The 23,670-nt window shown below is 62.2% G+C and carries 17 protein-coding genes; 7 read left to right on the top strand and 10 right to left on the bottom strand.

Going from position 1 to position 23,670, the window contains the following annotated elements; all coding sequences use genetic code 11:
- Positions 1-11: 11 nt before the first annotated feature.
- From ABWL43_RS04190 to ABWL43_RS04180, 3 genes are all read left to right on the top strand, one after another.
- Positions 12-665, top strand: coding sequence for an ABC transporter permease (locus tag ABWL43_RS04190; RefSeq protein ID WP_027604864.1), 654 nt, complete (start codon positions 12-14; stop codon positions 663-665).
- Positions 662-1,819: a betaine/proline/choline family ABC transporter ATP-binding protein gene (locus ABWL43_RS04185; protein ID WP_053131666.1), complete on the top strand. Its 1,158-nt coding sequence runs from the start codon at positions 662-664 to the stop codon at positions 1,817-1,819. The genes ABWL43_RS04190 and ABWL43_RS04185 overlap by 4 nt, the downstream gene beginning before the upstream one ends.
- 466 nt (positions 1,820-2,285) lie before the next feature.
- Complete coding sequence (locus ABWL43_RS04180) at positions 2,286-3,449, top strand: type III PLP-dependent enzyme (protein WP_053254366.1); 1,164 nt, start codon at positions 2,286-2,288, stop codon at positions 3,447-3,449.
- A gap of 47 nt (positions 3,450-3,496) precedes the next feature.
- Here ABWL43_RS04180 and ABWL43_RS04175 read toward each other — a convergent pair whose 3' ends face one another.
- Together ABWL43_RS04175 and ABWL43_RS04170 are read right to left on the bottom strand one after the other, a co-directional pair.
- The gene (locus ABWL43_RS04175) at positions 3,497-4,246 is read right to left on the bottom strand and encodes a tetratricopeptide repeat protein (RefSeq protein WP_404486869.1); all 750 of its coding nucleotides are present in this window, start codon (positions 4,244-4,246) and stop codon (positions 3,497-3,499) included.
- A 1-nt stretch (position 4,247) separates the two neighbouring features.
- Positions 4,248-4,928: a Fe2+-dependent dioxygenase gene (locus ABWL43_RS04170; protein ID WP_404486867.1), complete on the bottom strand. Its 681-nt coding sequence runs from the start codon at positions 4,926-4,928 to the stop codon at positions 4,248-4,250.
- Positions 4,929-5,135: 207 nt separating this feature from the next.
- Here ABWL43_RS04170 and ABWL43_RS04165 point away from each other — a divergent pair, with 207 nt between their 5' ends.
- Both ABWL43_RS04165 and ABWL43_RS04160 read left to right on the top strand, forming a co-directional pair.
- Positions 5,136-7,421 carry a TonB-dependent receptor gene (locus tag ABWL43_RS04165; RefSeq protein WP_404486865.1) on the top strand — a complete coding sequence of 762 codons (2,286 nt, stop codon included), beginning with the start codon at positions 5,136-5,138 and terminating at the stop codon, positions 7,419-7,421.
- A 136-nt stretch (positions 7,422-7,557) separates the two neighbouring features.
- Positions 7,558-10,083 (top strand): PepSY domain-containing protein, encoded by a 2,526-nt coding sequence (locus ABWL43_RS04160; RefSeq protein ID WP_404486863.1) that lies wholly within the window; start codon positions 7,558-7,560, stop codon positions 10,081-10,083.
- A gap of 132 nt (positions 10,084-10,215) precedes the next feature.
- On the opposite strand, the gene ABWL43_RS04155 is transcribed toward ABWL43_RS04160, so the two are convergent.
- From ABWL43_RS04155 to ptsP, 4 genes are all read right to left on the bottom strand, one after another.
- Positions 10,216-11,757 carry an alkaline phosphatase D family protein gene (locus ABWL43_RS04155; protein ID WP_404486861.1) on the bottom strand — a complete coding sequence of 514 codons (1,542 nt, stop codon included), beginning with the start codon at positions 11,755-11,757 and terminating at the stop codon, positions 10,216-10,218.
- 194 nt (positions 11,758-11,951) lie between these two features.
- Entirely contained in the window at positions 11,952-13,667 is a 1,716-nt protein-coding gene (locus ABWL43_RS04150; RefSeq protein WP_404486859.1) for a PTS fructose-like transporter subunit IIB, read from the bottom strand.
- 11 nt (positions 13,668-13,678) lie between these two features.
- Positions 13,679-14,620, bottom strand: coding sequence for a 1-phosphofructokinase (pfkB, locus tag ABWL43_RS04145; protein ID WP_404486857.1), 942 nt, complete (start codon positions 14,618-14,620; stop codon positions 13,679-13,681).
- Complete coding sequence (gene ptsP, locus ABWL43_RS04140; RefSeq protein WP_404486855.1) at positions 14,621-17,479, bottom strand: phosphoenolpyruvate--protein phosphotransferase; 2,859 nt, start codon at positions 17,477-17,479, stop codon at positions 14,621-14,623.
- A gap of 294 nt (positions 17,480-17,773) precedes the next feature.
- On the opposite strand from ptsP, the gene cra reads away from it, so the two are divergent.
- Both cra and ABWL43_RS04130 read left to right on the top strand, forming a co-directional pair.
- On the top strand, positions 17,774-18,769 hold the full coding sequence (gene cra, locus ABWL43_RS04135) for a catabolite repressor/activator (RefSeq protein ID WP_145165276.1): 996 nt from the start codon (positions 17,774-17,776) through the stop codon (positions 18,767-18,769).
- Positions 18,770-18,771: 2 nt separating this feature from the next.
- Positions 18,772-19,548: a TatD family hydrolase gene (locus ABWL43_RS04130; protein ID WP_404486853.1), complete on the top strand. Its 777-nt coding sequence runs from the start codon at positions 18,772-18,774 to the stop codon at positions 19,546-19,548.
- Here the strand turns inward: ABWL43_RS04130 and ABWL43_RS04125 are convergent.
- The 4 genes from ABWL43_RS04125 to ampD all read right to left on the bottom strand — a co-directional run bounded on the left by ABWL43_RS04125 (position 19,495) and on the right by ampD (position 23,669).
- The gene (locus tag ABWL43_RS04125; RefSeq protein ID WP_404486851.1) at positions 19,495-19,923 is read right to left on the bottom strand and encodes a hypothetical protein; all 429 of its coding nucleotides are present in this window, start codon (positions 19,921-19,923) and stop codon (positions 19,495-19,497) included. The two genes, ABWL43_RS04130 and ABWL43_RS04125, sit on opposite strands and share 54 nt — an antisense overlap.
- A gap of 127 nt (positions 19,924-20,050) precedes the next feature.
- Positions 20,051-20,755 carry a methyl-accepting chemotaxis protein gene (locus ABWL43_RS04120; RefSeq protein WP_404488367.1) on the bottom strand — a complete coding sequence of 235 codons (705 nt, stop codon included), beginning with the start codon at positions 20,753-20,755 and terminating at the stop codon, positions 20,051-20,053.
- Positions 20,756-22,272: 1,517 nt separating this feature from the next.
- The gene (gene ampE, locus ABWL43_RS04115) at positions 22,273-23,109 is read right to left on the bottom strand and encodes a regulatory signaling modulator protein AmpE (RefSeq protein WP_106578613.1); all 837 of its coding nucleotides are present in this window, start codon (positions 23,107-23,109) and stop codon (positions 22,273-22,275) included.
- The gene (ampD, locus tag ABWL43_RS04110) at positions 23,106-23,669 is read right to left on the bottom strand and encodes a 1,6-anhydro-N-acetylmuramyl-L-alanine amidase AmpD (RefSeq protein WP_145165284.1); all 564 of its coding nucleotides are present in this window, start codon (positions 23,667-23,669) and stop codon (positions 23,106-23,108) included. Before ampD ends, ampE begins: the two co-directional genes overlap by 4 nt.
- Between the last annotated feature and the right edge of the window lies 1 nt (position 23,670).

Below are 23,670 nucleotides of genomic sequence, written 5' to 3'. Positions count from 1 at the left end.
GAGGAGAAGACATGGAATTTCTGAACGCCTTTTCCCATCTTGATTGGGCCCAGGTCCTGCACCTGACCTGGCAGCACATCACCCTGGTCGGCATTGCCGTCATTCTGGCAATCGTCGTGGGCGTGCCGCTGGGCGTGCTGATGACGCGCTTCCCGACCCTGGCCGGCCCGCTGCAAGCCAGCGCCACGGTGCTGCTGACCGTGCCGTCGATCGCGCTGTTCGGCCTGCTGCTGCCGTTCTACTCCAAGTTCGGCCAGGGCCTGGGGCCGATGCCGGCGATCACCGCGGTGTTCCTCTACTCGCTGCTGCCGATCATGCGTAACACCTACCTGGCCCTGACGGGCGTGGAACCGGGCATCCGCGAAGCCGCCAAAGGCATCGGCATGACCTTCGGCCAGCGCCTGCGCATGGTTGAACTGCCCATCGCCGTGCCCGTGATCCTCGCCGGTGTGCGCACCGCCGTGGTGATGAACATTGGTGTAATGACCATCGCCGCCACCATCGGCGCCGGTGGCCTGGGTGTACTTATTCTGGCTTCCATCAGCCGCAGCGACATGTCGATGCTGATCGTTGGCGCCGTGCTGGTCAGTCTTCTGGCCATCTTCGCCGACCTGCTTCTGCAATGGCTGCAACGCTCGCTGACTCCAAAAGGACTGCTCAAATGATCGAACTTCAAAACCTGACCAAGACTTTTCAAAGCAACGGCAAAACCGTATCTGCCGTGAACGACGTAAGCCTGACCGTCAATGAAGGCGAGATTTGCGTGTTCCTCGGCCCATCGGGTTGCGGCAAAAGCACCACGCTGAAAATGATCAACCGCCTGATCAAGCCCACCTCGGGCAAGATCCTGATCAACGGCGAAGACACCACCGACCTGGATGAGGTGACCTTGCGTCGCAACATCGGTTATGTGATCCAGCAGATCGGCCTGTTCCCGAACATGACCATCGAGGAAAACATCGTGGTGGTGCCCAAGCTGCTCGGCTGGGACAAGCAGAAATGCCACGACCGCGCCCGCGAGTTGATGAGCATGATCAAGCTGGAGCCCAAGCAATACCTGCATCGCTACCCGCGTGAACTGTCGGGCGGCCAGCAACAGCGCATCGGCGTGATCCGTGCATTGGCGGCCGATGCGCCGCTGCTGCTGATGGACGAGCCGTTCGGCGCGGTTGACCCGATCAACCGCGAGATGATCCAGAACGAATTCTTCGAGATGCAGCGCGCGCTGAACAAGACCGTGATCATGGTCAGCCACGACATCGACGAAGCGATCAAGCTGGGCGACAAGATTGCGATCTTCCGCGCCGGCAAGCTGCTGCAGATCGACCACCCGGACACGCTGCTGGCGCACCCGGCTGACGAGTTCGTGAGCAATTTCGTCGGCCAGGACAGCACGCTGAAGCGCCTGCTGCTGGTGAAAGCCGAGGACGCGGCGGACAACGCCCCGTCGGTGAGCCCCGAAACCCCGGTGGCCGAGGCCCTGGAGCTGATGGACGAAACGGACCGTCGCTACGTGGTGGTCACCTGTGCCGAGAACAAGGCGCTGGGTTATGTACGACGTCGCGACCTGCACCGTCAGACCGGTACCTGCGGCCAGTACTTGCGCGAGTTCAACGCCACGGCGGCGTATGACGAGCACTTGCGCATCCTGTTGTCGCGCATGTACGAGTTCAACCGCTCGTGGTTGCCGGTGATGGACGCGGAGCGTGTGTTCCTGGGTGAAGTGACTCAGGAATCGATTGCCGAGTACCTGAGTTCCGGTAAGTCGCGTGGCGGCAAGACCAGTATTGTCTCCCCTGCCGAGACCGCCCTGGCCTGATCTGAAACCCCCCAGGTCAACCTGTGGGAGGGGGCTTGCCCCCGATGACGGTGTGTCAGTCACTTCATCAGTCACTGCTCCACCCCTATCGGGGGCAAGCCCCCTCCCACATTTGCTCGCTGAAATCCCGCCGATTTAGCCCATCCGGGGAACATCAATCCGTCACACCGGTCGGTTACATAAGTAGCTGCACGAGGTCCTGCGACGAACGCGTGCAAAAACGCGACATTTTTAGTTGATCTATGGCCCCTCACGTCCTAAAGTTCGCGCCGAACGTCCATGCTGGAAACGATCCATCCGGCTCAAGTACTGACGACGAGACAGCAAGGCCAAGGGAAGCGGTGATTCCCATGGCCTTTTTGCTTTCGGCGACATGCCTTGGGAAGTAGGCGAACCAAAGTGGGGATACGGAGGACGTTCATTTGCACCCATTGCTAATTTTAGTTTGCCCTTAGGAGTTCCCAGCATGTCGATCAACGTCGAAGATTATTTCGCGCGCGCCACGTTTGACAAAATGAAGGCGTTCGCCGACAAGCAAGAAACCCCGTTCGTGGTGATCGACACCGCGATGATCAGCCAGGCCTACGATGACCTGCGCGCCGGTTTCGAATTCGCCAAAGTTTATTACGCGGTCAAGGCCAACCCTGCCGTCGAGATCATCGACCTGTTGAAAGACAAGGGTTCGAGCTTCGACATCGCCTCGATCTACGAGCTGGACAAGGTCATGGACCGTGGCGTGAGCCCCGACCGTATCAGCTACGGCAACACCATCAAAAAATCCAAGGACATCCGCTACTTCTACGAGAAGGGCGTGCGCCTGTTCTCCACCGACTCCGAAGCCGACCTGCGCAACATCGCCAAGGCCGCGCCGGGCTCGAAAGTCTATGTGCGTATCCTCACCGAAGGCTCGACCACGGCTGACTGGCCGCTGTCGCGCAAATTCGGCTGCCAGACCGACATGGCCATGGACCTGCTGATCCTCGCCCGTGACCTGGGCCTGGTGCCATACGGCATCTCCTTCCACGTCGGCTCGCAGCAGCGCGACATCAGCGTGTGGGACGCGGCGATCGCCAAGGTCAAAGTGATCTTCGAACGCCTGAAAGAAGAAGACGGCATTCATCTGAAGCTGATCAACATGGGCGGTGGCTTCCCGGCCAACTACATCACCCGCACCAACAGCCTGGAAACCTACGCCGAAGAAATCATCCGCTTCCTCAAGGAAGATTTCGGCGACGACCTGCCGGAAATCATCCTGGAACCAGGCCGTTCGTTGATCGCCAACGCCGGCATCCTGGTCAGCGAAGTGGTGTTGGTGGCGCGTAAATCCCGCACCGCCGTCGAGCGTTGGGTGTACACCGACGTGGGCAAGTTCTCCGGCCTGATCGAAACCATGGACGAAGCCATCAAGTTCCCGATCTGGACCGAGAAAAAAGGCGAGATGGAAGAAGTGGTCATCGCCGGCCCTACCTGCGACAGCGCCGACATCATGTACGAAAACTACAAGTACGGCCTGCCGCTGAACCTGGCGATTGGTGACCGTCTGTACTGGCTGTCGACCGGTGCGTACACCACCAGCTACAGCGCTGTGGAATTCAATGGCTTCCCGCCGTTGAAGTCTTACTACGTGTAAGCAATTCGCACACAAAAAACCCATGACATGTCATGGGTTTTTTTTGGTCAGGACAGGCTTGCGGCGCGCTGTTGGTAGGCCTCGGCCATCGCCCGAACCTGCGGGTCACTGGCTGCGGCCAACGCGGTGTGAGCCGTTCGCAAAAACTTCAGATTGCCGCCCGCCAGCGCCTTGCGCAGCCACGCCAATGCCTCGTCGATTCGGCCTCGGTCAGCCAATATCGCGGCATAACTGAACTGCCCGCGAAAATCCCCGCCCTCGGCTGAGCGCCGATACCACTCGACAGCCGCCTCAAAATCCCTCGGGCAAGAGTGGCCGTCTTCCAAATAACGCCCCAGCAGGTTCATCGACTTGGCGTGGCCCTGCTCTGCAGCCAGCCGATAAAACCCCAGCGCTTGCGGTCGGTCTTCGTCGACACCACGACCGGTGGCCAGCAGATTGGCATAGTTGTACTGGCCCCAATCCAACCCGGCCTCTGCCGCCAGGCGATACTCCCGCGCAGCTGCCGCTTCATCGACGGCGCAGCCCCAGCCATGTTCCAGGCAACGCCCGGCCATATTGCGTGCCATCAACTGCCCGCCGTTGGCGGCGATCTGGAACCAGCGCAGCGCCAGCGCTTCATCGCGCGCAATGCCGCGCCCTTCCAGCAGGATTTGCCCCAGCAAGGCCTGGGCGTCTACCACGCCCGCCTTGGCGGCCATCAAAATCGCCTGGGCGGCGCGCACCGGGGAATCGTCGAGCATGCTTTGCAGTTGCTCGACGTTGAGCACTTCTTCACGGCGCAGTAAAAAGCCCATGTCAGACCTCGACCCAGCGGCGCAACAGGTTGTGGTACGTGCCGGTGAGTTGGATCAGCGCTGGATGGTCAGGAACATCGCGGGTCAGTTGCTGGATGGCGCCGTCCATCTCGAACAGCAAGGTGCGCTGGCTGTCTTCACGCACCAGGCTTTGGGTCCAGAAGAACGAAGCGTAACGCGCGCCACGGGTTACGGCGTTGACCTTGTGCAGGCTCGAACCTGGGTACAGCACCATGTCGCCGGCCGGGAGTTTGACCCGCTGCAGGCCGAAGGTGTCCTGGATCTCCAGCTCGCCACCGTCGTATTCCTCGGGGTCGCTGAAAAACAGCGTGGACGACAGGTCCGTGCGCACCCGTTCATGGCTGCCCCGCGCCTGGCGCACGGCGTTGTCGATATGGAAGTCGAAATTGCCACCGGCCGTGTAGCAATTGAGCAAAGGCGGGAAGACCTTGTGCGGTAACGCCGCTGACATAAACAGCGGGTTTTTCCACAAACGCTCGAGCATCGCCGCGCCAATTTCCTTGGCCAGCGGGTGGCCTTCGGGCAATTGCAGGTTGTGTTTGGCTTTGGCGGACTGATGCCCGGCGGTGATTTTACCGTCGGCCCACTCGGTGCTTTCCAAGGCTTGGCGAATGCGCAGCACCTCCTCGCGAGAGAACAGGCCGGGAATGTGCAGCAGCATGGGGCAGTACCTGAAGGCAGAGAGGCGCCAATGGTATTGATTCTTATCCGCCCTGTAAAACGCGGAAGACGAACGAGTTGGTAAAAACCGCAAGCAAAAAGTGTAAAGAATGTAAATTCAGTGCGAATAGTAATGTATCGCAATTGATAGAAACTCTTGTTGACCCTATATTCCGCGGCCTTACAACCTTGGGGAAGGGACACGTCAATGTCGCGCACACTGCTAAAAACACCAGCCAGTTCACCACGCCTGCTGGCTTCGGCCATCGGCGTCGCACTCAGCGCCAGCTCTGCCGCCCAATTGGCGCAAGCGGCCGAAAGCACCGAACGCAAAGGCGAGCGCAACAGCATCTCCCTGGGCGCCACCAGCATTACCGGCCAGGAGCAGGACAACACGTCCTACCAGGTGGAAAAAGCCGCTTCGCAAAAGTACACCGCGCCATTGGTAGACACCCCGCGCTCGGTGACCGTGGTGCCGCAACAAGTGCTCAAGGACACCGCCGCCACCTCGTTGCAGGACGCCTTGCGCACTGTACCGGGCATTACTTTCGGTGCCGGTGAAGGCGGTAACCCTCAGGGCGACCGTCCGTTCATTCGCGGCTTTGATGCCCAGGGCGACACTTATCTGGACGGCGTGCGCGACACCGGCGGCCAGAGCCGCGAGATCTTCGACATCGAATCGATTGAAGTCAGCAAAGGCCCGAACTCCTCGTTCGGCGGTCGCGGCTCGGCGGGCGGCAGCATCAACCTGGTGAGCAAAACGCCACAGGCGCGCGACTTCACCAACGGCGGTTTCACCTACGGCTCCGACCAGACCCGCCGCTACGTGCTCGACGTGAACCGCCAGTTCCTCGACAACGCCGCGTTCCGCTTGAACCTGATGAGCCACGAGCAGAACGTGGCTGGCCGCGATGTCATCGACTATGACCGCTGGGGTGTTGCGCCGTCGCTGACCTTCGGCCTGGGCACGCCGACGCGCGTCAACTTCAGCTACTACCACATGGAAAGCAACGACCTGCCGGACTCGGGCATTCCCTACGGCTACAGCTCGCCGACCGCCACTGCCCACGGGCACGACAAACCCACCGATGGCGGCGACAGCAACAACTTCTATGGTTTGAAAGACCGCGACTTCCGCAAGACCCGCGCCGATATCAGCACGTTCTCCATCGAGCACGACCTGAACGACAACATGACGCTGAAAAACACCCTTCGCCATGGCAGCACCGGCCAGGACTACGTGCTCACTCAACCGGACGACAGCCAGCGCAACGTCAGCCGTTTCGGCACCGTGTGGCGCCGTGCCAACACGCGAGTGTCGACCACCGACACCACCACCAACCAGACCGACCTGTTCGGCAATTTCCAGCTGGCGGGCATGAAGCACTCGTACTCCACCGGCCTGGAATTCACCGGCGAAGAAACCCGCGTCAGCGGCTACACGGTCAGCCCGAACGCCAACCCGACCTGCACCGTGGCCAAAGGCAGCCTGGGCGGGCAGTGCACCTCGCTGAGCAACCCGACGCCGGACGACGCCTGGACTGGCAGCGTCGCGCGCAACTACTACGGCACCAACACCAAGGCCACCAGCCGCGCCGCCTACGCGTTCGATACCATTGAGCTGGACCCGAAATGGCTGTTGAACCTGGGCCTGCGCTACGACACCTTTGACACCGAAGCCAACACCAACGCCGCCGCGGGGCGCAGCAAAATCAAGGACGACAGCCAGTTCTTCAACTGGCAGGCGGGCCTGGTCTGGAAGCCGCTGGAGAACGGCAGCATCTACACCTCCTACGCCACCTCGGCATCGCCTGCCGGCGGCATGGTCGGTGAAGGCCAGGAAACCAACGGCTTCGTCACCGGCATCAACACCAGCGACCTGAAACCCGAAGAAACCGTCAACTACGAACTGGGCACCAAGTGGGACCTGTTCCACAACCGCCTGTCCCTGACCGGCGCGATCTTCCGTACCGAGAAGAAAAACACGCGCATTCTGGTGGACTCCAACACCTACGAGACCGCGGGCGAATCGCGAGTGGACGGCATCGAACTGTCCGCCAGCGGCAAGCTCACCGAACAATGGCAAGTGTTCGCCGGCTACAGCTACCTGAAAAGCGAGCTGGTTGACCCCGGCAAAAACGGCAACCGCCAGGGTGTCGTCACTGCCGGTTCCAACCAGGGCAACCAAATGCCCAACACGCCGAAAAACACCTTCAGCCTGTGGACCACCTATGACATCACGCCAAAGCTGACCATCGGCGGCGGCGCGTTCTACGTCGACCAGGTTTACGGCGATGCGGCCAACACCGTTTACGTGCCGTCCTACACGCGCTACGACGCCATGGCCAGCTACAAGCTGACCAAGAACGTCGACCTGCAATTGAACGTGCAAAACCTGACCGACAAGACCTACTACGACAAAGCTTACGCGGCGCACTTCGCCAACCAGGCGGCCGGTCGTACGGCGTTGTTGACCACCAGTTTCCACTTCTAAACGCGGCAAACTTCAGGCCCAAAGCCCCACGCATCGGATGCGTGGGGCTTTTGCGTGTAAAACAGAAGATTTCTCGTTAGCCCACGGCATAATGCGCGCCGTGACTTATATATCCAGATGAGCGAGGCGGTCCGACGTGTTGAAGAAAACCCTGTTCCAGTTGCACTGGTTCTTCGGCATTACCGCCGGGCTGGTGCTGGCATTGATGGGGATTACCGGGGCTGCGGTCTCGTTTCAGGATGAAATTCTGCGCGCGCTCAATCCGACCGTATTGAGCGTCGAAAAACGCGAAGCCGGCGTGCTGCCGCCTGCCGAACTGGTGCGCAAGCTGGAGGCCACCGAAGGCAAAACCGTGTCGATGCTGTGGGTGGAAAGCGACAGCGGCAACGCCGCGCGCGTGTTCTTCACGGCACCGCCGGGCGAGCGGCGTGGCCAGATGCGCTACTTCGACCCGTACACCGGCAACTACCTGGGCGACGCCGTCGGCCAGGACGTGTTCGGTTTCATCTTGCAACTGCACCGCTTCCTGGCGGCTGGCGATACCGGCCGGCAAATCACTGGCGCCTGCACGCTGATCCTGGTGTTCTTCTGCCTGTCGGGCCTGTACCTGCGCTGGCCGCGCCAGGTGGCAAGCTGGCGCGCCTGGCTGACGCTGGACTGGCGCAAAAAGGGCCGCAGTTTCAACTGGGACCTGCACTCGGTGTTCGGCACCTGGTGCCTGCTGTTTTATCTATTGGCCGCGCTCACTGGCCTGTATTGGTCGTATGACTGGTACAACCAGGGCGTGACCAAACTGCTCTCCGACGCCCCGCAAAATGAACGCATGCGCAAGCGCGGCCCGCCGCCCGAAGGCCCGGCGCCGGTGGCCGACTACGACGCGATCTGGAGCAGCATCTACGCCAACGCCGGCCCCGGCTTGAGCGCCTACAACATCCGCATGCCGGCCGTCGCCGGGCAGCCGGCCATTGTGTATTACCTGCTCAACACATCGCCGCATGACCGCGCGCTGAACCAGATCAACCTCGACCCGGCCACCGGCGAGGTCAAGTCCCATGACCGCTACGCGAGCAAGACCTTCAAGTCGCAATTGCTCACCAGTGTCTACGCGCTGCACACCGGCAGCTACTTCGGCCTGGTAGGCCGCATCATCCTGACCGTCAGTGCGCTGTGCATGCCGCTGTTCTTTATTACCGGCTGGCTGCTGTACCTCGACCGCCGTCGCAAAAACCGCCAGGTCCGCGATGCCCGCAAAGGCCTCGGCGCCAACCACAGCGACGCCCCGGCGTGGCTGATCGGCTTTGCCAGCCAGAGCGGCTTTGCCGAACAGCTTGCGTGGCAGACGGCCGGGCAATTACAGGCCGCCGGCCTGCCGGTAAAGGTGCAGCCGTTGGGCAGTGTCAGCCAGCAAGACCTGTGTGAGTCAGAACATGCACTGTTTGTGGTCAGCACCTTCGGCGACGGCGAAGCGCCCGACAGCGCCCGCGGTTTCGAGCGCAGCGTGCTCGGCCAGGACCTGTCGCTCAAAGGCCTCAACTACTCGGTGCTGGCCCTGGGTGACCGCCAGTACGAACACTTCTGCGGCTTTGCCCGGCGCCTGCATTTCTGGCTGACCCATCAAGGCGGCAACCCGTTGTTCGCGCCTGTGGAAGTCGACAGCGGCGACACCGAAGCGCTGCTGACCTGGCAACAGCAACTGGGCCAGCTCACCGGGCATGCGCCGGCATCCGCCTGGCAAACCGCCCAGTACGAAAACTGGACCCTGACCCGACGCACCCTGCTCAACCGCGACAGCGTCGGCTCGGACATCTACTTGCTCGGCCTCACACCGCCTGCGCCACACACCTGGCTGGCCGGCGACCTGGTGGAAATACTGCCGCGCAATTGCCCGTGGGCCATTGAACACTTCCTCGCCGGCCTGGGCCTGGCCGGCAGCGACGGCGTGTTGATCGAGGGCCTTGCGCAAACCCTCAACCAAGCCCTGGCCACCCGCCAATTGCCGGACAACCGCGCGCACTTGGTCGGCCTGCATGCCCAGGCACTGGTGAACGCCCTGGTGCCTCTGGGCATGCGCGAATACTCCATCGCCTCGATTGCCAGCGACGGCGTGCTGGAGCTGATCGTGCGCCAGGAACGTCACCCCGACGGCAGTCTGGGCCTGGGTTCCGGCTGGCTGACCGAACACGCCGCCCTCGGCTCAAGCATCAGCCTGCGCGTGCGTCGCAACAGTGGTTTCCATCTGCCTGAGGCGCCAGTGCCGCTGATTCTTTTGGGCAACGGCACTGGCCTTGCCGGCCTGCGCAGCTTGCTCAAGGCGCGCATTGCCGCTGGCCAGCAGCGCAACTGGCTGCTGTTTGGCGAGCGCAATATCGCCCACGATTACCTGTGCCAGGACGAGCTACAAGGCTGGCTGGCCAGCGGCGATCTGGCCCTGCTGGACCTGGCGTTTTCGCGCGATCAGCAAGAAAAAATCTACGTGCAGGATCGCCTGCGCGAGTCGGCGGACGTGCTGCGTCGATGGCTGGCAGACGGCGCCGCCATTTATGTCTGCGGCAGTTTGCAGGGCATGGCGACGGGCGTGGACCAGGTGCTGCATGAGGTGCTGGGCAGCGAAGCAGTCGAGCGCTTGATCGAGCAGGGCCGCTATCGTCGGGATGTGTACTAAGCCCTCATAAACACCGAGGATCAAATGTGGGAGCTGGCTTGCCTGCGATGCAGGCACCTCGGTGTATCAGTGACACCAGGGTGATGTAATCGCAGGCAAACCAGCTCCCACAGTGTTTAAGTGCATTGCAGGTCAGGCAGGCTGCAGCTTTTGCTCGAACACCGAGACCCCATCCAAGTCGCGCAAGATCACCGTCAACTCCGCCGTCTGCCCGTCAATCTGCACCTCACCAAAAAACTGAAACCCAGCCAGCGGCGAGGTGTTCTGCGCAGGCGGCGCCTTCTCGAACACCACCTGTGGGCCAAAGGTTTTATCCAACGGGTTGGGCCCAAAACTCCCTGCATTCAACGGCCCGGCCACAAACTCCCAGAACGGCTCGAAATCCTGAAACGCCGCCCGGTCGGGGTGGTAATGGTGCGCCGCGCAGTAGTGCACATCCGCCGTCAGCCACACGTGGTTACGCACCTGCTGGGCACGCAGAAACCCCAACAGTTCGGCAATCTCCAGCTCACGGCCCTGGGCCGGGCCAGGGTCGCCATTGGCGATCGCTTCCCAACGTGGCACGCCGGGGCTGACCTCGCCGTCGGGCACGCCAAGGCCGATGGGCATGTCGGCGGCGATGACCTTCCATTGCGCTTTTGAGGCCTTGAGTTCGCGCTTGAGCCAGTCCAGTTGCTCACGGCCCATGAACGGTTTTTCGCCGCCCAGGTTGTCGTCGTTGGGGCCGCGGTAACTGCGCATGTCCAGTACGAACACATCCAGCAGCGGGCCGTAGCTGAGCTTGCGATAAATCCGCCCGCCGCCATCGGCGCTTTGCCGACGCATCGGTGAATACTCCAGCCAGGCCTGACGTGCGTGGCCGACCAACGTGTTGATGTCCTTGGTCTGATAGCGCTCATCGAGTTGCTTGCTCGGCGACCAGTTATTCACCACCTCGTGATCGTCCCACTGCCAGATCTGCGGCACCTCGGCGTTGAAGCGGCGCACGTTTTCGTCGAGCAGGTTGTAGCGGTAATTACCGCGGTATTCATCCAGGGTTTCGGCGACTTTGCTCTTGGCTTCGGTGGTGATGTTGCGCCAGATGCGTCCGTCTTCAACGCTCAGTTGCGCCGGCACCGGGCCGTCGGCGTAGATGGTGTCGCCGCTGTGGATAAAAAAGTCCGGCAGGCGCAGGCGCATCGCTTCGTAGATGCGCATGCCGCCAATGTCCGGGTTGATACCAAAGCCTTGGCCGACGGTGTCGCCGCTCCACACAAAACGGATGTCACGGCGTTGTTGCGGCACGCTGCGCAGGTGGCCGAACCACGGCTCGCTGGCGACGCCGGTCTGGGCGTCTTCAAAATGCACGCGGTAAAAGATCGCCTGGTCGACCGGTAACCCTGTGAGTTCGACGCGGGCAGTAAAGTCGGTGCGGCTGTCGGCCAGTGGCGAGATGAATTTTCGCGGGTTGCTGAACACGCTGCGGGTGTCCCATTCCACCACCATCTTGGCCGGGCGGTCGCTGCGGCTCCAGATCATCGCGCGGTCGCCCAGCAGGTCGCCGGACTGCACGCCATCGGTGAGTTGCGGCCGGTCCTTGACCGACGCGATCACCGCCGGCGCCAGGCCCGGCAGCAGCAGGCCGGCGCCGACGGCTTGCATCACGCGGCGACGGCCGAGATCGAAGTGGCTCATGCAGGTGCCCTCTTGAGTATCAAAAGGTCAACTAAAGCACGCTGGGATGAAGCGGATGTGACACCCGACTGGGCAGCCCCGAAGATCCAAATGTGGGAGCGGGCTTGCCCGCGAAAGCGCAGTGTCAATCAACCAATACATTGACTGGCACACTGCGTTCGCGAGCAAGCCCGCTCCCAAATTTTTGGCCGGTGTCAGGCCTTTCCCGCAGCTTCTGTGAGTTCCACCGCCTCAGGGCGCTTGATCAGCGCATACACCAACCCCGTCAACAGGCTGCCGGCAACAATCGCCAGCAAGTACAGCAGGGCATGGTTCATCGCATTGGGAATGATCAGCACAAACAGGCCACCATGAGGCGCCGCCAGTTTGCAGCCGAAATACATCGACAGCGCGCCGGTCAAGGCGCCACCGGCGATGCTGGCCGGGATGACGCGCAGCGGGTCTTTGGCCGCAAACGGAATCGCGCCTTCGGAGATAAAGCACAGGCCCAGAATCATCGCGGCCTTGCCGGCTTCGCGCTCGGTCTGGGCGAACTTGCGCCGCGCCAGGAACGTGGCGATGCCCATGCCAATCGGCGGCACCATGCCAGCGGCCATGGTCGCGGCCATCGGCGCGCCGCTGGAAGCGGCCAGCAAGCCGACGGAAAACGCATACGCCGCCTTGTTGATCGGCCCGCCCAGATCGACGCACATCATGCCGCCCAGGAGGATGCCCAGCAGCACCGCGTTGGTGGTGCCCATGGTGCTGAGAAAGTCGGTCAGGCTGGTGAGCAGCCGCGCAACCGGCGGGCCGACCAGATAAATCATCGCAAGGCCGGTGAACAAACTCGCCAGCAAGGGAATGATCAGGATCGGCTTGAGCGCCTCCAGGCTCTGCGGCAATTTCACCGCGCGGGTGATCAACTTGACGCAATAACCGGCGAGGAAACCGGCGAAAATCCCGCCGATAAACCCCGCGCCCAACGTGCCCGCGAGCAGGCCGCCAATCATGCCCGGCGCGAGGCCGGGGCGGTCGGCAATCGAGTAGGCGATATAGCCCGCCAGCAGCGGCACCATCAGCATGAAGGCCTGGTCGCCGACGGTTTTGAGTGCCGCCGCCAAGGTGCCCTTTTCTTCAAAGGCATGAATGCCGAACACAAACGACAAGGCGATCAGCAAGCCGCCGGCCACCACCATCGGCAACATGAACGACACACCGGTGAGCAGGTGTTTGTACACGCCGGTCTTTTCCGATTTTTTCGCCACCGCGCTGCCGGCCGCGCTTTCCACCGCGCCTTCGGCCAAGGCTTTGTGGAGCGTGGCTTCGGATTGCTTGAGGGCAATGCCGGTGCCACAGCGGTAAATCTTCTTGCCGGCGAAGCGCTCGGTGGCCACTTCAATGTCGGCCGCCAGCAACACCACGTCGGCATTGGCGATGGCCTCCGGGCTCAAAGGCGTGCGCGCGCCCACCGAGCCCTGGGTCTCGACCTGCAAGTCGTAGCCCAGGCGCTTGGCGGTTTGCTGTAAGGCTTCGGCCGCCATAAAGGTGTGCGCTACGCCGGTTGGGCAGGCCGTGACCGCGACGATACGCGGCGCGGACTTGGCTGCCTGCTGCGTCGCCACATAGACCTCAGCCTCTTCGGCGCCGCGACGCAATACTGCGTCCACATCCGCCAACGCCTGGGCCGGCGTGCTCTGGAACACGCGCTTGCCGACAAACCGCTGCATCTCCACCGGCGTGCTGCTGACCAGCAACACCCAATCGGCGTCATCGAGCGTGGCCTGGGACAACTGGCGTTCCGGGTGCTGCACGTCCACCACTTCGACGCTGGTGTGCAAGCCCTGGCGCTGCGCGGCGGCGTCCAACAAGCGGGCGCACAGCACACTGGTGACCATGCCGTTCGGGCAGGCGGTAACAATGGCTAACTTCATCACAAACCCTCTTATTGTTCTGTCAGCGCGCGCACATGGACGCCGCTTTCGAGACGCGCCAACTGCGCGTCATCGCTGATGCCAAACCCGATCTGTGTGACGGCCATCGCGGCAATTGCCGTGGCGCGCCGCAAGGTGGTTTGCGGCAGATCAACCTTGAGCAAACCGTGAAGCATCCCGGCCAGCAGCGAGTCGCCGGCGCCCACCGTACTGGCGACGCTGACCTTGGGCGGCGTGGCGTGCAGCGCGGTGCCCGGGCTGAACCAGTTCACGCCGTCGGCACCGTGGGACACCACCACATGTTCTACGCCTTGGGCGTGCAGACGCTCGGCGGCCTGGGCCTGTTGCGCGATGGAGTCCGTGGGGCAATCCAAGGCCTCGGCCAGCTCTTCAGTGTTGGGTTTAATCAGCCACGGGCCCGCCTGCAAACCGGCGCGCAAGGCTTCACCGCTGGTGTCGAGGGCGACTTTCAAACCGAGGCTTTTGAGGTGTTCCAGCAAGCCTTTAAACCACTGCGCACTGATGCCGCGCGGCAAACTGCCGGCGACCACCACCGCGTCGTGCCCTGGCGCAATCAGCGTCAGTTGATTGAGCAACGCCTGCTGGGCCTGCTCACTGACCTGCGGTCCCGGCGCATTGACGTCGGTGACCCGGCCGTCCTGCTCGGCGATCTTGATGTTGCTGCGGGTTTCGCCCGGTACGCGAATAAACGCGTCGGCAAAACCACGCCGGGCAATCAACGCCTCGAAGGCTTGCGGATTGTCTTCACCGAGAAAGCCACCGACGGTGACGTGATGGCCAAGGTCCGCCAACACCTGGGCGACATTCACACCTTTGCCGGCGGCGTGGGTCAGCAGGGTTTCGCTGCGGTTGACGGCACCCGGCTCCAGGCGTGCCAGGCGGACCGTAAGGTCCAACGCCGGGTTCAGCGTCAGGGTCAGAATCTTCGCCATTTACACGGCCTCCACTAGGGCTCGCACTTGCGCGGGCGAACCCACCGCAAGGGCTTTTTGCGCCAGGCCCTGGGCCTCGCTCAGACTGAATTCGCGTACCCGCGCCTTCACTTCGGGAATGCTGCGGGCCGACACGCTCAACTCATCCACCCCCAGCCCGATCAGCACCGGCACCGCCAGCGGGTCCGCCGCCAATTCGCCGCACACGCCCACCCACTTGCCATGGGCATGGGCGGCACGCACGGTGATGTCGATCAGTTGCAGCACCGCCGGGTGCAGGCCGTCGGCCTGGGCCGACAAGGTTGGGTGGCCACGGTCGATAGCCAGGGTGTACTGGGTCAGGTCGTTGGTGCCGACGCTGAAAAAGTCGACCTCCTTGGCCAGTACCGGCGCGAGCAAGGCGGCAGACGGCACTTCGATCATGATGCCCAGTTGCAAGTCGGCGACCGGGATTTCCAGGCGCAGGCGCTCGGTCATGTCCCGGGCCGCGCGCCATTCATCGACGCTGCCGACCATGGGAAACATGATGCGCAGCGGTCGGTTGTCCGCCGAGCGCAGCAGCGCACGCAATTGCGCTTCCATGATCTGCGGGCGTTGCAAGGTCAGGCGAATACCGCGCACACCGAGGAAGGGGTTTTCTTCCTCGGCGATCGGCCAGTACGGCAGCGGTTTATCACCCCCAACATCGAGGGTGCGCACCACCAGCGGGCGACCGCCAAGGCCGTCGAGTACGCGGCGGTATTCGGCTTCCTGAGTGGCTTCATCCGGCGCTTGTGGGTGAGCCATGAAAATCAGCTCGGTGCGCAGCAGGCCGATGCCTTCGGCGCCCTGCTCCACCGCGCCGGCAACACCGGCGCTCTCGCCGATATTGGCGAACACTTCCACGGCGTGACCGTCACGGGTCAACGCCGGTTCGTGGCGCTGCGCCGAAGCCGCTTGCAGGCGCTGTTCGCGGGTGTCGCGCTCGACGCTGGCGCGTTGCAAGGTGGTGGCGTCGGGGTCGACATGCAGGCGACCGCGCTGACCATCGAGCAACAACGGCGTGCCGGACGCGAGCAGCAACACCGCCGCGCCTGCGCCTACCAAGGCGGGAATGCCCAGGGCGCGCGCGACGATGGCGCTGTGCGCCGTGGCGCCGCCACGCGCGGTGAGGATGCCGGCGACGCGGGCCGGGTCCAGGCGCGCGACGTCGGAGGGACCGACTTCGTCCATCACTAAAATGTAGGGTTCGCTCGGCTCCTGGGCGGTTTCGACGCCGCACAATTGCGCCAACACCCGACGGCCGATGTCGCGCAGGTCGGCGGCGCGCTCGGCGAGCAAGGCGTCCTGCAGCGCCTCCTGCTGCTTGGCGGCGGCCTCGATCACGCTCATCCACGCCGCTTCGGCGCTCTCGCCCTGCTTGAGGCGGGTGTCGACTTCGTCGGTCAGTTCCGGGTCGTCGAGCATCTCCTGATGGGTGATGAAGATCTCGCGGATGGCTTTGGCCTGGCTGCGTTCGATCAGGCCCTGGATATCGCGGCGCACATCGGCCAGGGCGCTCTGCAAGCGCTGGCGCTCAATGGCCGAGGACTCGCCGCGAAGGGGGTAATCGAAGACTTGCTGAACCTGGATATGTGCAGGCCCGATGGCAATGCCCGGCGCGGCAGCGATGGCCTGGATCTGGCTGCCGGCTGCGGGCGCGCTGATCGCCGGTTCGATGTCGACGGTGGCAGGCTGGGCACTTACGGTCGGCAGCGGCTCGATTTCTTCGCCCAGACCTTCTTCTACGGCCGCGAGCAACGCGGGCAATGCATCGCCGGCAATTGTCGGTTCAGCGACAAACTCCAGCACCTGCCCGCGACGGGCGCCAAGGCTCAGCAACTTGCTCAAACTTTTCACCGACACGGCGCCCACCGGGCCATCAACCAGGCGCACGCGGATATCGCCGTCAAAACTTTTCGCCAATTGCGCGAGGATCTTCGCTGGCCTCGCATGCAAGCCATGGGCGTTGGCCAGGGTGACGCGCACGCTGGGCCAGTCAGGCGGCAGTTCGCCGCCGAGTACTTCGAGCACCGCGCGGCTGCTGGTGGCGCGGCCGAGTTCCTGGCCGCGTCCTTCAATCAACAACGCGCACAGGCGTTCGAGCAAGCTCTGGTGCGCTTCGCCAAGGCTGGCCAGGCAAAACAAACCGTTGAGCGGCTGGCCGAGGTAACGCATGGGTTTGTCCGGCGTAACAAACGCAAGGCCCGGCCGTTTGACCGTCTGCTCGCTGTGCAACCACCACAGGCCATCGCCCAGCGGCAACGCGTCGACTTGCTGCAACACGGCAGCAAAACCATTGCTCACGCAATCAGCCTGACGCAACAGGCGCGCGCCTCGCCAGACAAGCTCTTCGAAGTCATCGGCGGACACGCCAAGGCTGATCATTTGCGCGTCCAGCGCCAGTTCCTGCGGCGCGCCTTGCAGCAGCTTCAGCAAGGCGTCGGCCGAACCGGCACGGCGCAGCGCCTCGCCCAGATCGGTTTCACCGAGGGCGCGGGTCAGCAATTGCAGCAGGCGCAGGTGTTCATCGGATTTGGCGGCAATGCCAATGGCCAGGTAGACGATCTGGCCATCGCCCCAGTCCACCCCTTCGGGGAACTGCAGCAGGCGTACGCCGGTGGAAAAAACCTGGTCGCGGGTTTCCGGGGTGCCGTGAGGGATGGCAATGCCTTGGCCGAGAAAGGTCGAACCTTGGGCTTCACGCGCTTGCAGGCCACTGAGGTAACCCTCGGCGACCAGGCCGTCGGCCACCAGTTTGTCAGCGAGCAGGTGCAAGGCAGCAGATTTATCCACAGCCACCTGGCCCATGGATATCTGCTCTACAGTGAGCTCAAGCATGCCGTTCTCCTAGTTAGTGCGGTGGGCGCACTAGGTATTGTTTTGAATAAATCAGCGTGGCTGCGTTCAAAAATAGCTGACTGAGTGGTCAATTGGCAGTAGCCAGTCAGTCGCGAACGTCGTAAAAATACGCTGGCTGAAACGTTTAATCTAGAATTTATGGCAGATTACGCGCTAATTATGCAAGCTTGAAGCGCCACTCGGCGCTTGAGCTCAGCCAATAGTCGTGTGCAGTAATCGGTTACGATCGGACAAAATGTCGGGGCAAGCTCTAAAAAACAAGGAAATCCCGGTTTGAAACTCAGTGATATCGCACGTCTGGCCGGTGTGTCCGTGACCACCGCAAGCTACGTCATCAATGGCAAGGCCGCGCAACAACGCATCAGCAGCGCAACCGTCGAGCGGGTGCGCGCGGTGGTTGAAGCCCATGGCTTTACCCCAAACCCTCAGGCGGCCGGGCTGCGCAGTCGGCACACGCGCACCTTGGGCTTTATCCTGCCGGACCTGGAAAACCCCAGTTACGCACGGATCGCCAAATTGTTGGAACAGGGCGCGCGGGCGCGCGGCTATCAGTTGCTGATTGCCAGCTCCGACGATGAGGCCGACAGCGAGCGCCAATTACTGCAGCTGTTTCGCGCGCGGCGTTGCGATGCGCTGTTTGTGGCCAGTTGCCTGCCGGCCAGCGATGACAGCTACCGCGAACTGCAAGCCAAAGGCCTGCCAGTGATTGCGATCGACCGGGTGATGGAAACGGAGCAGTTTTGCTCGGTGGTCAGCGATGACCGCCAGGCCTGCCAGCAGTTGACCAGCAGCCTGCTGCAACCGTTGCCCAAGCAGATCGCGCTGATCGGTGCGCGTCCCGAGCTGGGCATCAGCCAGGAGCGCGCTGCCGGCTTTCATGAAGCGCTGAAAGGCTTCACGGGTGAGGTCATCGTCGAACAGGGCGAGGCCTTCAGCCGAGATTGCGGCCGACAGCTGATGGAGCAACTTCTGCAACAACTGGGGCATTTGCCTGACGCGCTGGTGACCACTTCGTACGTACTGCTGCAAGGTGTGTTCGACGCGCTGCACGACTTCCCGCTCAAATCCCGGCCGCTGCGCCTCGGCACTTTTGGTGACACCCAGTTGCTGGACTTCCTGCCGCTGCCGGTCAACGCCATGGCCCAGCAACATCAGCTGATTGCCGACACCGCCCTGCGCCTGGCGCTGGCCGCCATCGAGGAAGAACAGTACCAACCGGGCGTGCACGCCATCGGCCGGACCTTCAAGCAGCGTATTCACGAGGCTTGAGCGTGGAGCTGATCGACACCCATACCCACCTGGACTTCCCGGACTTCGACCCTGATCGCCGGCAAGTCCTCGCCCACAGCCGCCAACTCGGCGTGCAGCGCATGGTGGTGTTGGGCGTGTATCAGCAAAACTGGCAACGGCTGTGGGATCTGGTGCAGGAAGACGAAGGCTTGTTCGCCGCCTTCGGCCTGCACCCGGTGTACCTGGATGAGCATCGCCCCGCCGACCTGACGGAGCTGGGCGACTGGCTGACGCGCTTGAAGGGCCACCGGCAACTGTGCGCCGTCGGTGAAATCGGCCTGGATTACTTTCTCGAACAGCTGGACCGCGAGCGCCAGCAGCACCTGTTTGAAGCGCAGCTGAAACTGGCGGTGGACTTCCAGCTCCCGGCCTTGCTGCACGTGCGCCGCAGCCACGCAGCAGTGATCGCTACCCTCAAGCGCATTCGCCTGCCACGCGGCGGCATCATCCATGCGTTTGCCGGCAGTTTTGAGGAAGCCCGCGAGTACATCAAGCTGGGTTTCAAACTCGGCCTGGGCGGCGCCGCCACATGGCCGCAGGCGCTGCGCATGCACAAAGTACTTGCGCGACTGCCCCTTGACGCGGTGGTGCTGGAAACCGATTCACCGGACATGGCGCCCGCCATGTACCCGGGCCAGCGCAACAGCCCGCAACACCTGCCGGACATCTGCACCGACTTGGCCGAACGCATGGGGATCAGCCCTTTATTGCTGGCTGAGACGAGCACACGCAATGCGCGCGAGCTGTTCAACTGGTAGCGGTTTGACCGCCTGCAAGTTCAACGTCAGCCGTTGCCGATGACGGGCGTAACGCAGCACTAGAAAGTGCATCAGCACCGCCACCAGCGAAACGTTGAGTTGCCCGACCACGCTGAGCAACCCGACCCACTCCGCCACCAGCGCCACAATCAGCACCGAGCAGGTCAATACCACCATGCTCGGGGCCACCATGGCCCAGTGGTCCAGCGCCTTGAACTGGCGCAACTGCCTGGGGCATATCAACTGCAGGGTGCGCTGGCAATAGGGGCATTCAAAGGGCTCGTGGATGGCAATCGCATTCACTTGCCAGGGCTTGAGTTCAAACGTGATGTCGCAATGGGCGCAATGCCCTTTGATCCCCATGGCAGTGGCCATCGCTGTGCCTCCCTTGAACCGTGACGGGTTGAAACAAATTCTCACCCATTCAGGCATTCAAAAAAGCCACACAGCGAAATCAGGACGGGCACCACGGCCCACGAAGACCAAGTCCTACGCGCCTGCCCTACACACGAAACGCGCCGATCAATTGCCTCAACTCGACGACTTGTACCGACAGCAGCCGACTGGCCGTTTCGGTCTGATGCGCGCCCTCGGCGGCATGCTCGCCCGCACGATTGATGGCAACGATGTTCTGGTCGATATCGTCGGCAACGGCGGTTTGCTGCTCCACGGCCGCGGCAATCTGCTGGTTCTGATCGACGATCATTCCGACGGCGCCCAGGATATTTTCCAGGGCTTGCTGGACCTTTTCCGACTGCCCCACGGTGCCATTGGCCATGGCATGGCTGGTGCCCATGACCTTCACGGCCGCGCCGACACCGCTGTGCAGGCGGCTGATCATCTGTTCGATTTCTTCAGTGGACTGCTGGGTGCGTCGGGCCAGGGTGCGCACCTCGTCGGCCACCACAGCAAAACCGCGGCCCTGCTCGCCGGCGCGCGCCGCCTCAATCGCGGCATTCAGCGCCAACAGGTTGGTTTGTTCGGCGATGCTCTTGATCACCTCGAGCACGCCACTGATCGACTGGCTGTCGGTGGCCAATTGGTTGATGACCTGCACTGACGCCTCTATCTCCGACGCCAGGCTCGCGATGCTGCCCTGCTGGGATTGCACCAGGCCTCGGCCGCTGACGGTTTCGTCGTTGACGCTGTGGGCACTGCTGACCGCCGCCGCCGCACTGCGCGCCACTTCCTGGGCGGTGGACGACATCTGGTTCATGGCCGTCGCCACCTGCTCGATCTGGCTGCGCTGCCCGGAAACCGCCTGGTTGCTGTGGGCCGACACGGCTTGCACTTGCCCGGCTTGCAACTCGACCTGGCTGACGGTGTGACCGACGCGCTCGATCAAGTCATGAATCCTGGCCACCGTGCCGTTGAATACCTGGCCCAACTCCCCGAGTTCGTCGCGGCTGTGCGCAACAAAGCTGACGGTCATGTCGCCGCCCGCGACCTGGTTCATCATCGCCCCCAGGCGACGCAACGTGGTGCGGGTCGACGCGTAGAAACCGGCATACAAATAAAAGATCAGCACAAACACCGCCACCAGCGCCGAGACCAGCACCATCATGTGCGTGCGTTTTTGGGCCAGGCGCTGCTCAAGTTGCTGTTCAAGAAACGTCAGGGTCGCTTCATTGAGTTGGTAGGTTTGGGCCATCAACTGGCTGACGCTTTCATAAAAACCCTGCCACGGCGCATCGAGGGTTTCGGCCATCACCACCTGCTCTTCAAACAACTCGCTGCCGTGCTTGAGGCTCGCGCTGCTGGCCGCGGCCAGAGGGTCGAGCGCCGCATGCGCGGCGGTGCTGGCGCCCAGTGCGTCCTGCAACTTCAGGGCGTACTCGGCCTGGAGTTTTTCCAATTGCTGCAGCAGTTCATCAAAGCGCGTACTGGAGGATGAATTGAGAAAACCCTGGCCCAAGGAGTAGGCGCCCATGGCCCGCCCTTCACCCAGGGTTTGGGTGACTTGCGGGGTGACGCTGGTGACCAGCTCGCTGAGTTGGCGCAAATCGCCCTGAGGGTCACGGCTCAAGCCGGACTGGCTGGCAATGATCTGGCTGAGCATCTGGGCCTTGTTGAGCAATTTGCCAATCAGCGCGCTTTTGCTCAGCAGCGAGGTTTCCTGTTGCTGAGCCTTGAATGCGGCGACCATTTCGTCGCGCTTGCCATCAAAAACACGGGTGTGTTCAGGGTCGCCGGTCATCGCGTTGAGGCCTTGCAGGCGGCTCAACACGCTCTGTTCCAACGCACTGATCTTGCCCTCCAGATCACCGGCCTTGCCGGACTGCCCCAGCACCGCGTTGATCTGCACCTGGTTATTGAGGGTTTCCAGGTCACGGCGCAGCGCCAGGCTGCTGCCGAGCAGATCGAGGCTTTGCAGTTCGATGCGAGTGCCCTGCAATTGCGACCAGGAATCACGCACCAGGAAATAATTGGTGGCCAGCATCGGCAGCAGGAACAGCACGCTGATCAGGCTGAATTTCATGCCGAAACTCAGACGGTTCATCAGCGCGATGGCGGGATAGAGCAAGCTCTTCAAAGGTGTACTCCCTTTCTATTATTTTTATTGAGGCGCAGGGGGGAGCGGCAGATAGCCACTATTTGGCGCTCTGTCTGTATAGCTCAATTTGAAAGGGAGTTTTGTAACGTAAGGTTAACGAGCTGCGCTGAGCGGTTTTTTGTGGCGGGGGCGCAAAGTCCCCCGCCACAAAAACCCGCTCGTCTGGCTAGCTACGGCAGTACGGTCCAGATCGCAAACCCGGCATACCACAGCACCGCCGCGCGCAGCAGCAGTTCCCATAGCCGATCCAGGCTGTTGATACCCTCGGGCCCCACCACGGGCGGTGGGATTTCAGCCGCCGCCAGGCCGACTTTTTCTACCAGTTGTGCAGCGCTGATGTCCCAGCTCAACAACTCATGCAACATCACCCGCCCAACCGCGACAAAGTTACCCACCAAGGCAAAACTTGCCGCCAGAAGGCGCACCGGCACCCAGTCAAACGCGTGACGCAATTGCCCGGCACGCTCGGCGACCTGCGGGTTCTGGCTGTATTCGCTGGCCAATGCCAATAGGCGATACGCCAACGCCGCCACCGGCCCCAACAGGAAGTACCAGAAGATCACTGCAAAAAAGCTCTGATAGGCCTGCCATAGCAAATGGCCTTGAACGCGCTCCAGCAGTTGCTCGCCATTGTCAGCCACCACCTTCAGGTCTCGTTCGGCCACATGCTCGGCGGCCTGCAGGTCACCGCGGCGCCATGCATCGCGAAACGGCCCAAGCCCAGCCAGCAGATCGCCGCGCCCGAGGCTGTAAATCACCACCAGCAGATGCACCGGCAGCGCCAGCAGGCCATAAGCCACCGGTTCCAGCACCAACAGCAACAGCGCCAGCAAGGCCACCGGCAGTAACACCAACAGGACAAGAATCAGCCAGGGCCGCTTCCCCATGCGCGGGCTGGATTCCAGCTTGGCCAGTTCACGCAACCATCCACCGTCGCGTTGTAACCGCTGACGCAAGGCCGAGAATTTCTCGATCCAGACCGCCAACACCAACACCAGGAAACTCATCGTGCGTGTCCTCCATCCTGCAGGGCGCTGCGAAAGCGCGTCCAATCAAAAGCCGGGCCCGGGTCGGTCTTGCGACCCGGTGCGATATCACTGTGACCACAAATACGCTGCCGGGTGATGTCTGGATAAGCCGCCAGCAGCTGTCGCGTGAGGTCAATCAGCGAAACATATTGAGCCTCGGTAAACGGTAGCTCGTCCGTTCCTTCCAGCTCGATTCCCAGAGAAAAGTCATTACACACCTCGCGCCCCTCGAAACTCGATACCCCGGCATGCCAGGCGCGGTCCAGGCACGACACAAATTGCGTCACGCTGCCGTCGCGCTCAATCAGAAAATGCGCAGACACCCGTAAGTCGGCAATGCCTTCAAAGTAAGGATGTTGCGTGACATCCAGGCGATTCTGGAAAAACTCATGCACCTTGCCGGTGGCAAACTGCGCCGGTGGCAGGCTGATGTTATGCACCACCAACAGGGAGATCTCGCCGGCGGGGCGCTCGTTGAAGTTGGGCGAAGGGCAATGGCGAATGCCCTGGCACCAACCGCTGGTGGGGTCCAACTGCATA

This window comes from Pseudomonas sp. HT11 (genome assembly GCF_044875395.1).
In the GTDB taxonomy this organism is placed as follows: Bacteria; Pseudomonadota; Gammaproteobacteria; order Pseudomonadales; family Pseudomonadaceae; genus Aquipseudomonas.
Note: the sequence above shows the minus strand (reverse complement) of the source record. Positions and strands in the feature narration are given on the sequence as shown.

Coding starts and splice junctions, on each gene's coding strand:
- ABWL43_RS04190 (WP_027604864.1), top strand. CDS start 12: ATGGAATTTCTGAACGCCTTTTCCCATCTTGATTGGGCCCAGGTCCTG.
- ABWL43_RS04185 (WP_053131666.1), top strand. CDS start 662: ATGATCGAACTTCAAAACCTGACCAAGACTTTTCAAAGCAACGGCAAA.
- ABWL43_RS04180 (WP_053254366.1), top strand. CDS start 2,286: ATGTCGATCAACGTCGAAGATTATTTCGCGCGCGCCACGTTTGACAAA.
- ABWL43_RS04175 (WP_404486869.1), bottom strand. CDS start 4,246: ATGGGCTTTTTACTGCGCCGTGAAGAAGTGCTCAACGTCGAGCAACTG.
- ABWL43_RS04170 (WP_404486867.1), bottom strand. CDS start 4,928: ATGCTGCTGCACATTCCCGGCCTGTTCTCTCGCGAGGAGGTGCTGCGC.
- ABWL43_RS04165 (WP_404486865.1), top strand. CDS start 5,136: ATGTCGCGCACACTGCTAAAAACACCAGCCAGTTCACCACGCCTGCTG.
- ABWL43_RS04155 (WP_404486861.1), bottom strand. CDS start 11,757: ATGAGCCACTTCGATCTCGGCCGTCGCCGCGTGATGCAAGCCGTCGGC.
- ABWL43_RS04150 (WP_404486859.1), bottom strand. CDS start 13,667: ATGAAGTTAGCCATTGTTACCGCCTGCCCGAACGGCATGGTCACCAGT.
- pfkB (WP_404486857.1), bottom strand. CDS start 14,620: ATGGCGAAGATTCTGACCCTGACGCTGAACCCGGCGTTGGACCTTACG.
- ptsP (WP_404486855.1), bottom strand. CDS start 17,479: ATGCTTGAGCTCACTGTAGAGCAGATATCCATGGGCCAGGTGGCTGTG.
- ABWL43_RS04125 (WP_404486851.1), bottom strand. CDS start 19,923: ATGGCCACTGCCATGGGGATCAAAGGGCATTGCGCCCATTGCGACATC.
- ABWL43_RS04120 (WP_404488367.1), bottom strand. CDS start 20,755: ATGTCGTCCACCGCCCAGGAAGTGGCGCGCAGTGCGGCGGCGGCGGTC.
- ampE (WP_106578613.1), bottom strand. CDS start 23,109: ATGAGTTTCCTGGTGTTGGTGTTGGCGGTCTGGATCGAGAAATTCTCG.
- ampD (WP_145165284.1), bottom strand. CDS start 23,669: ATGCAGTTGGACCCCACCAGCGGTTGGTGCCAGGGCATTCGCCATTGC.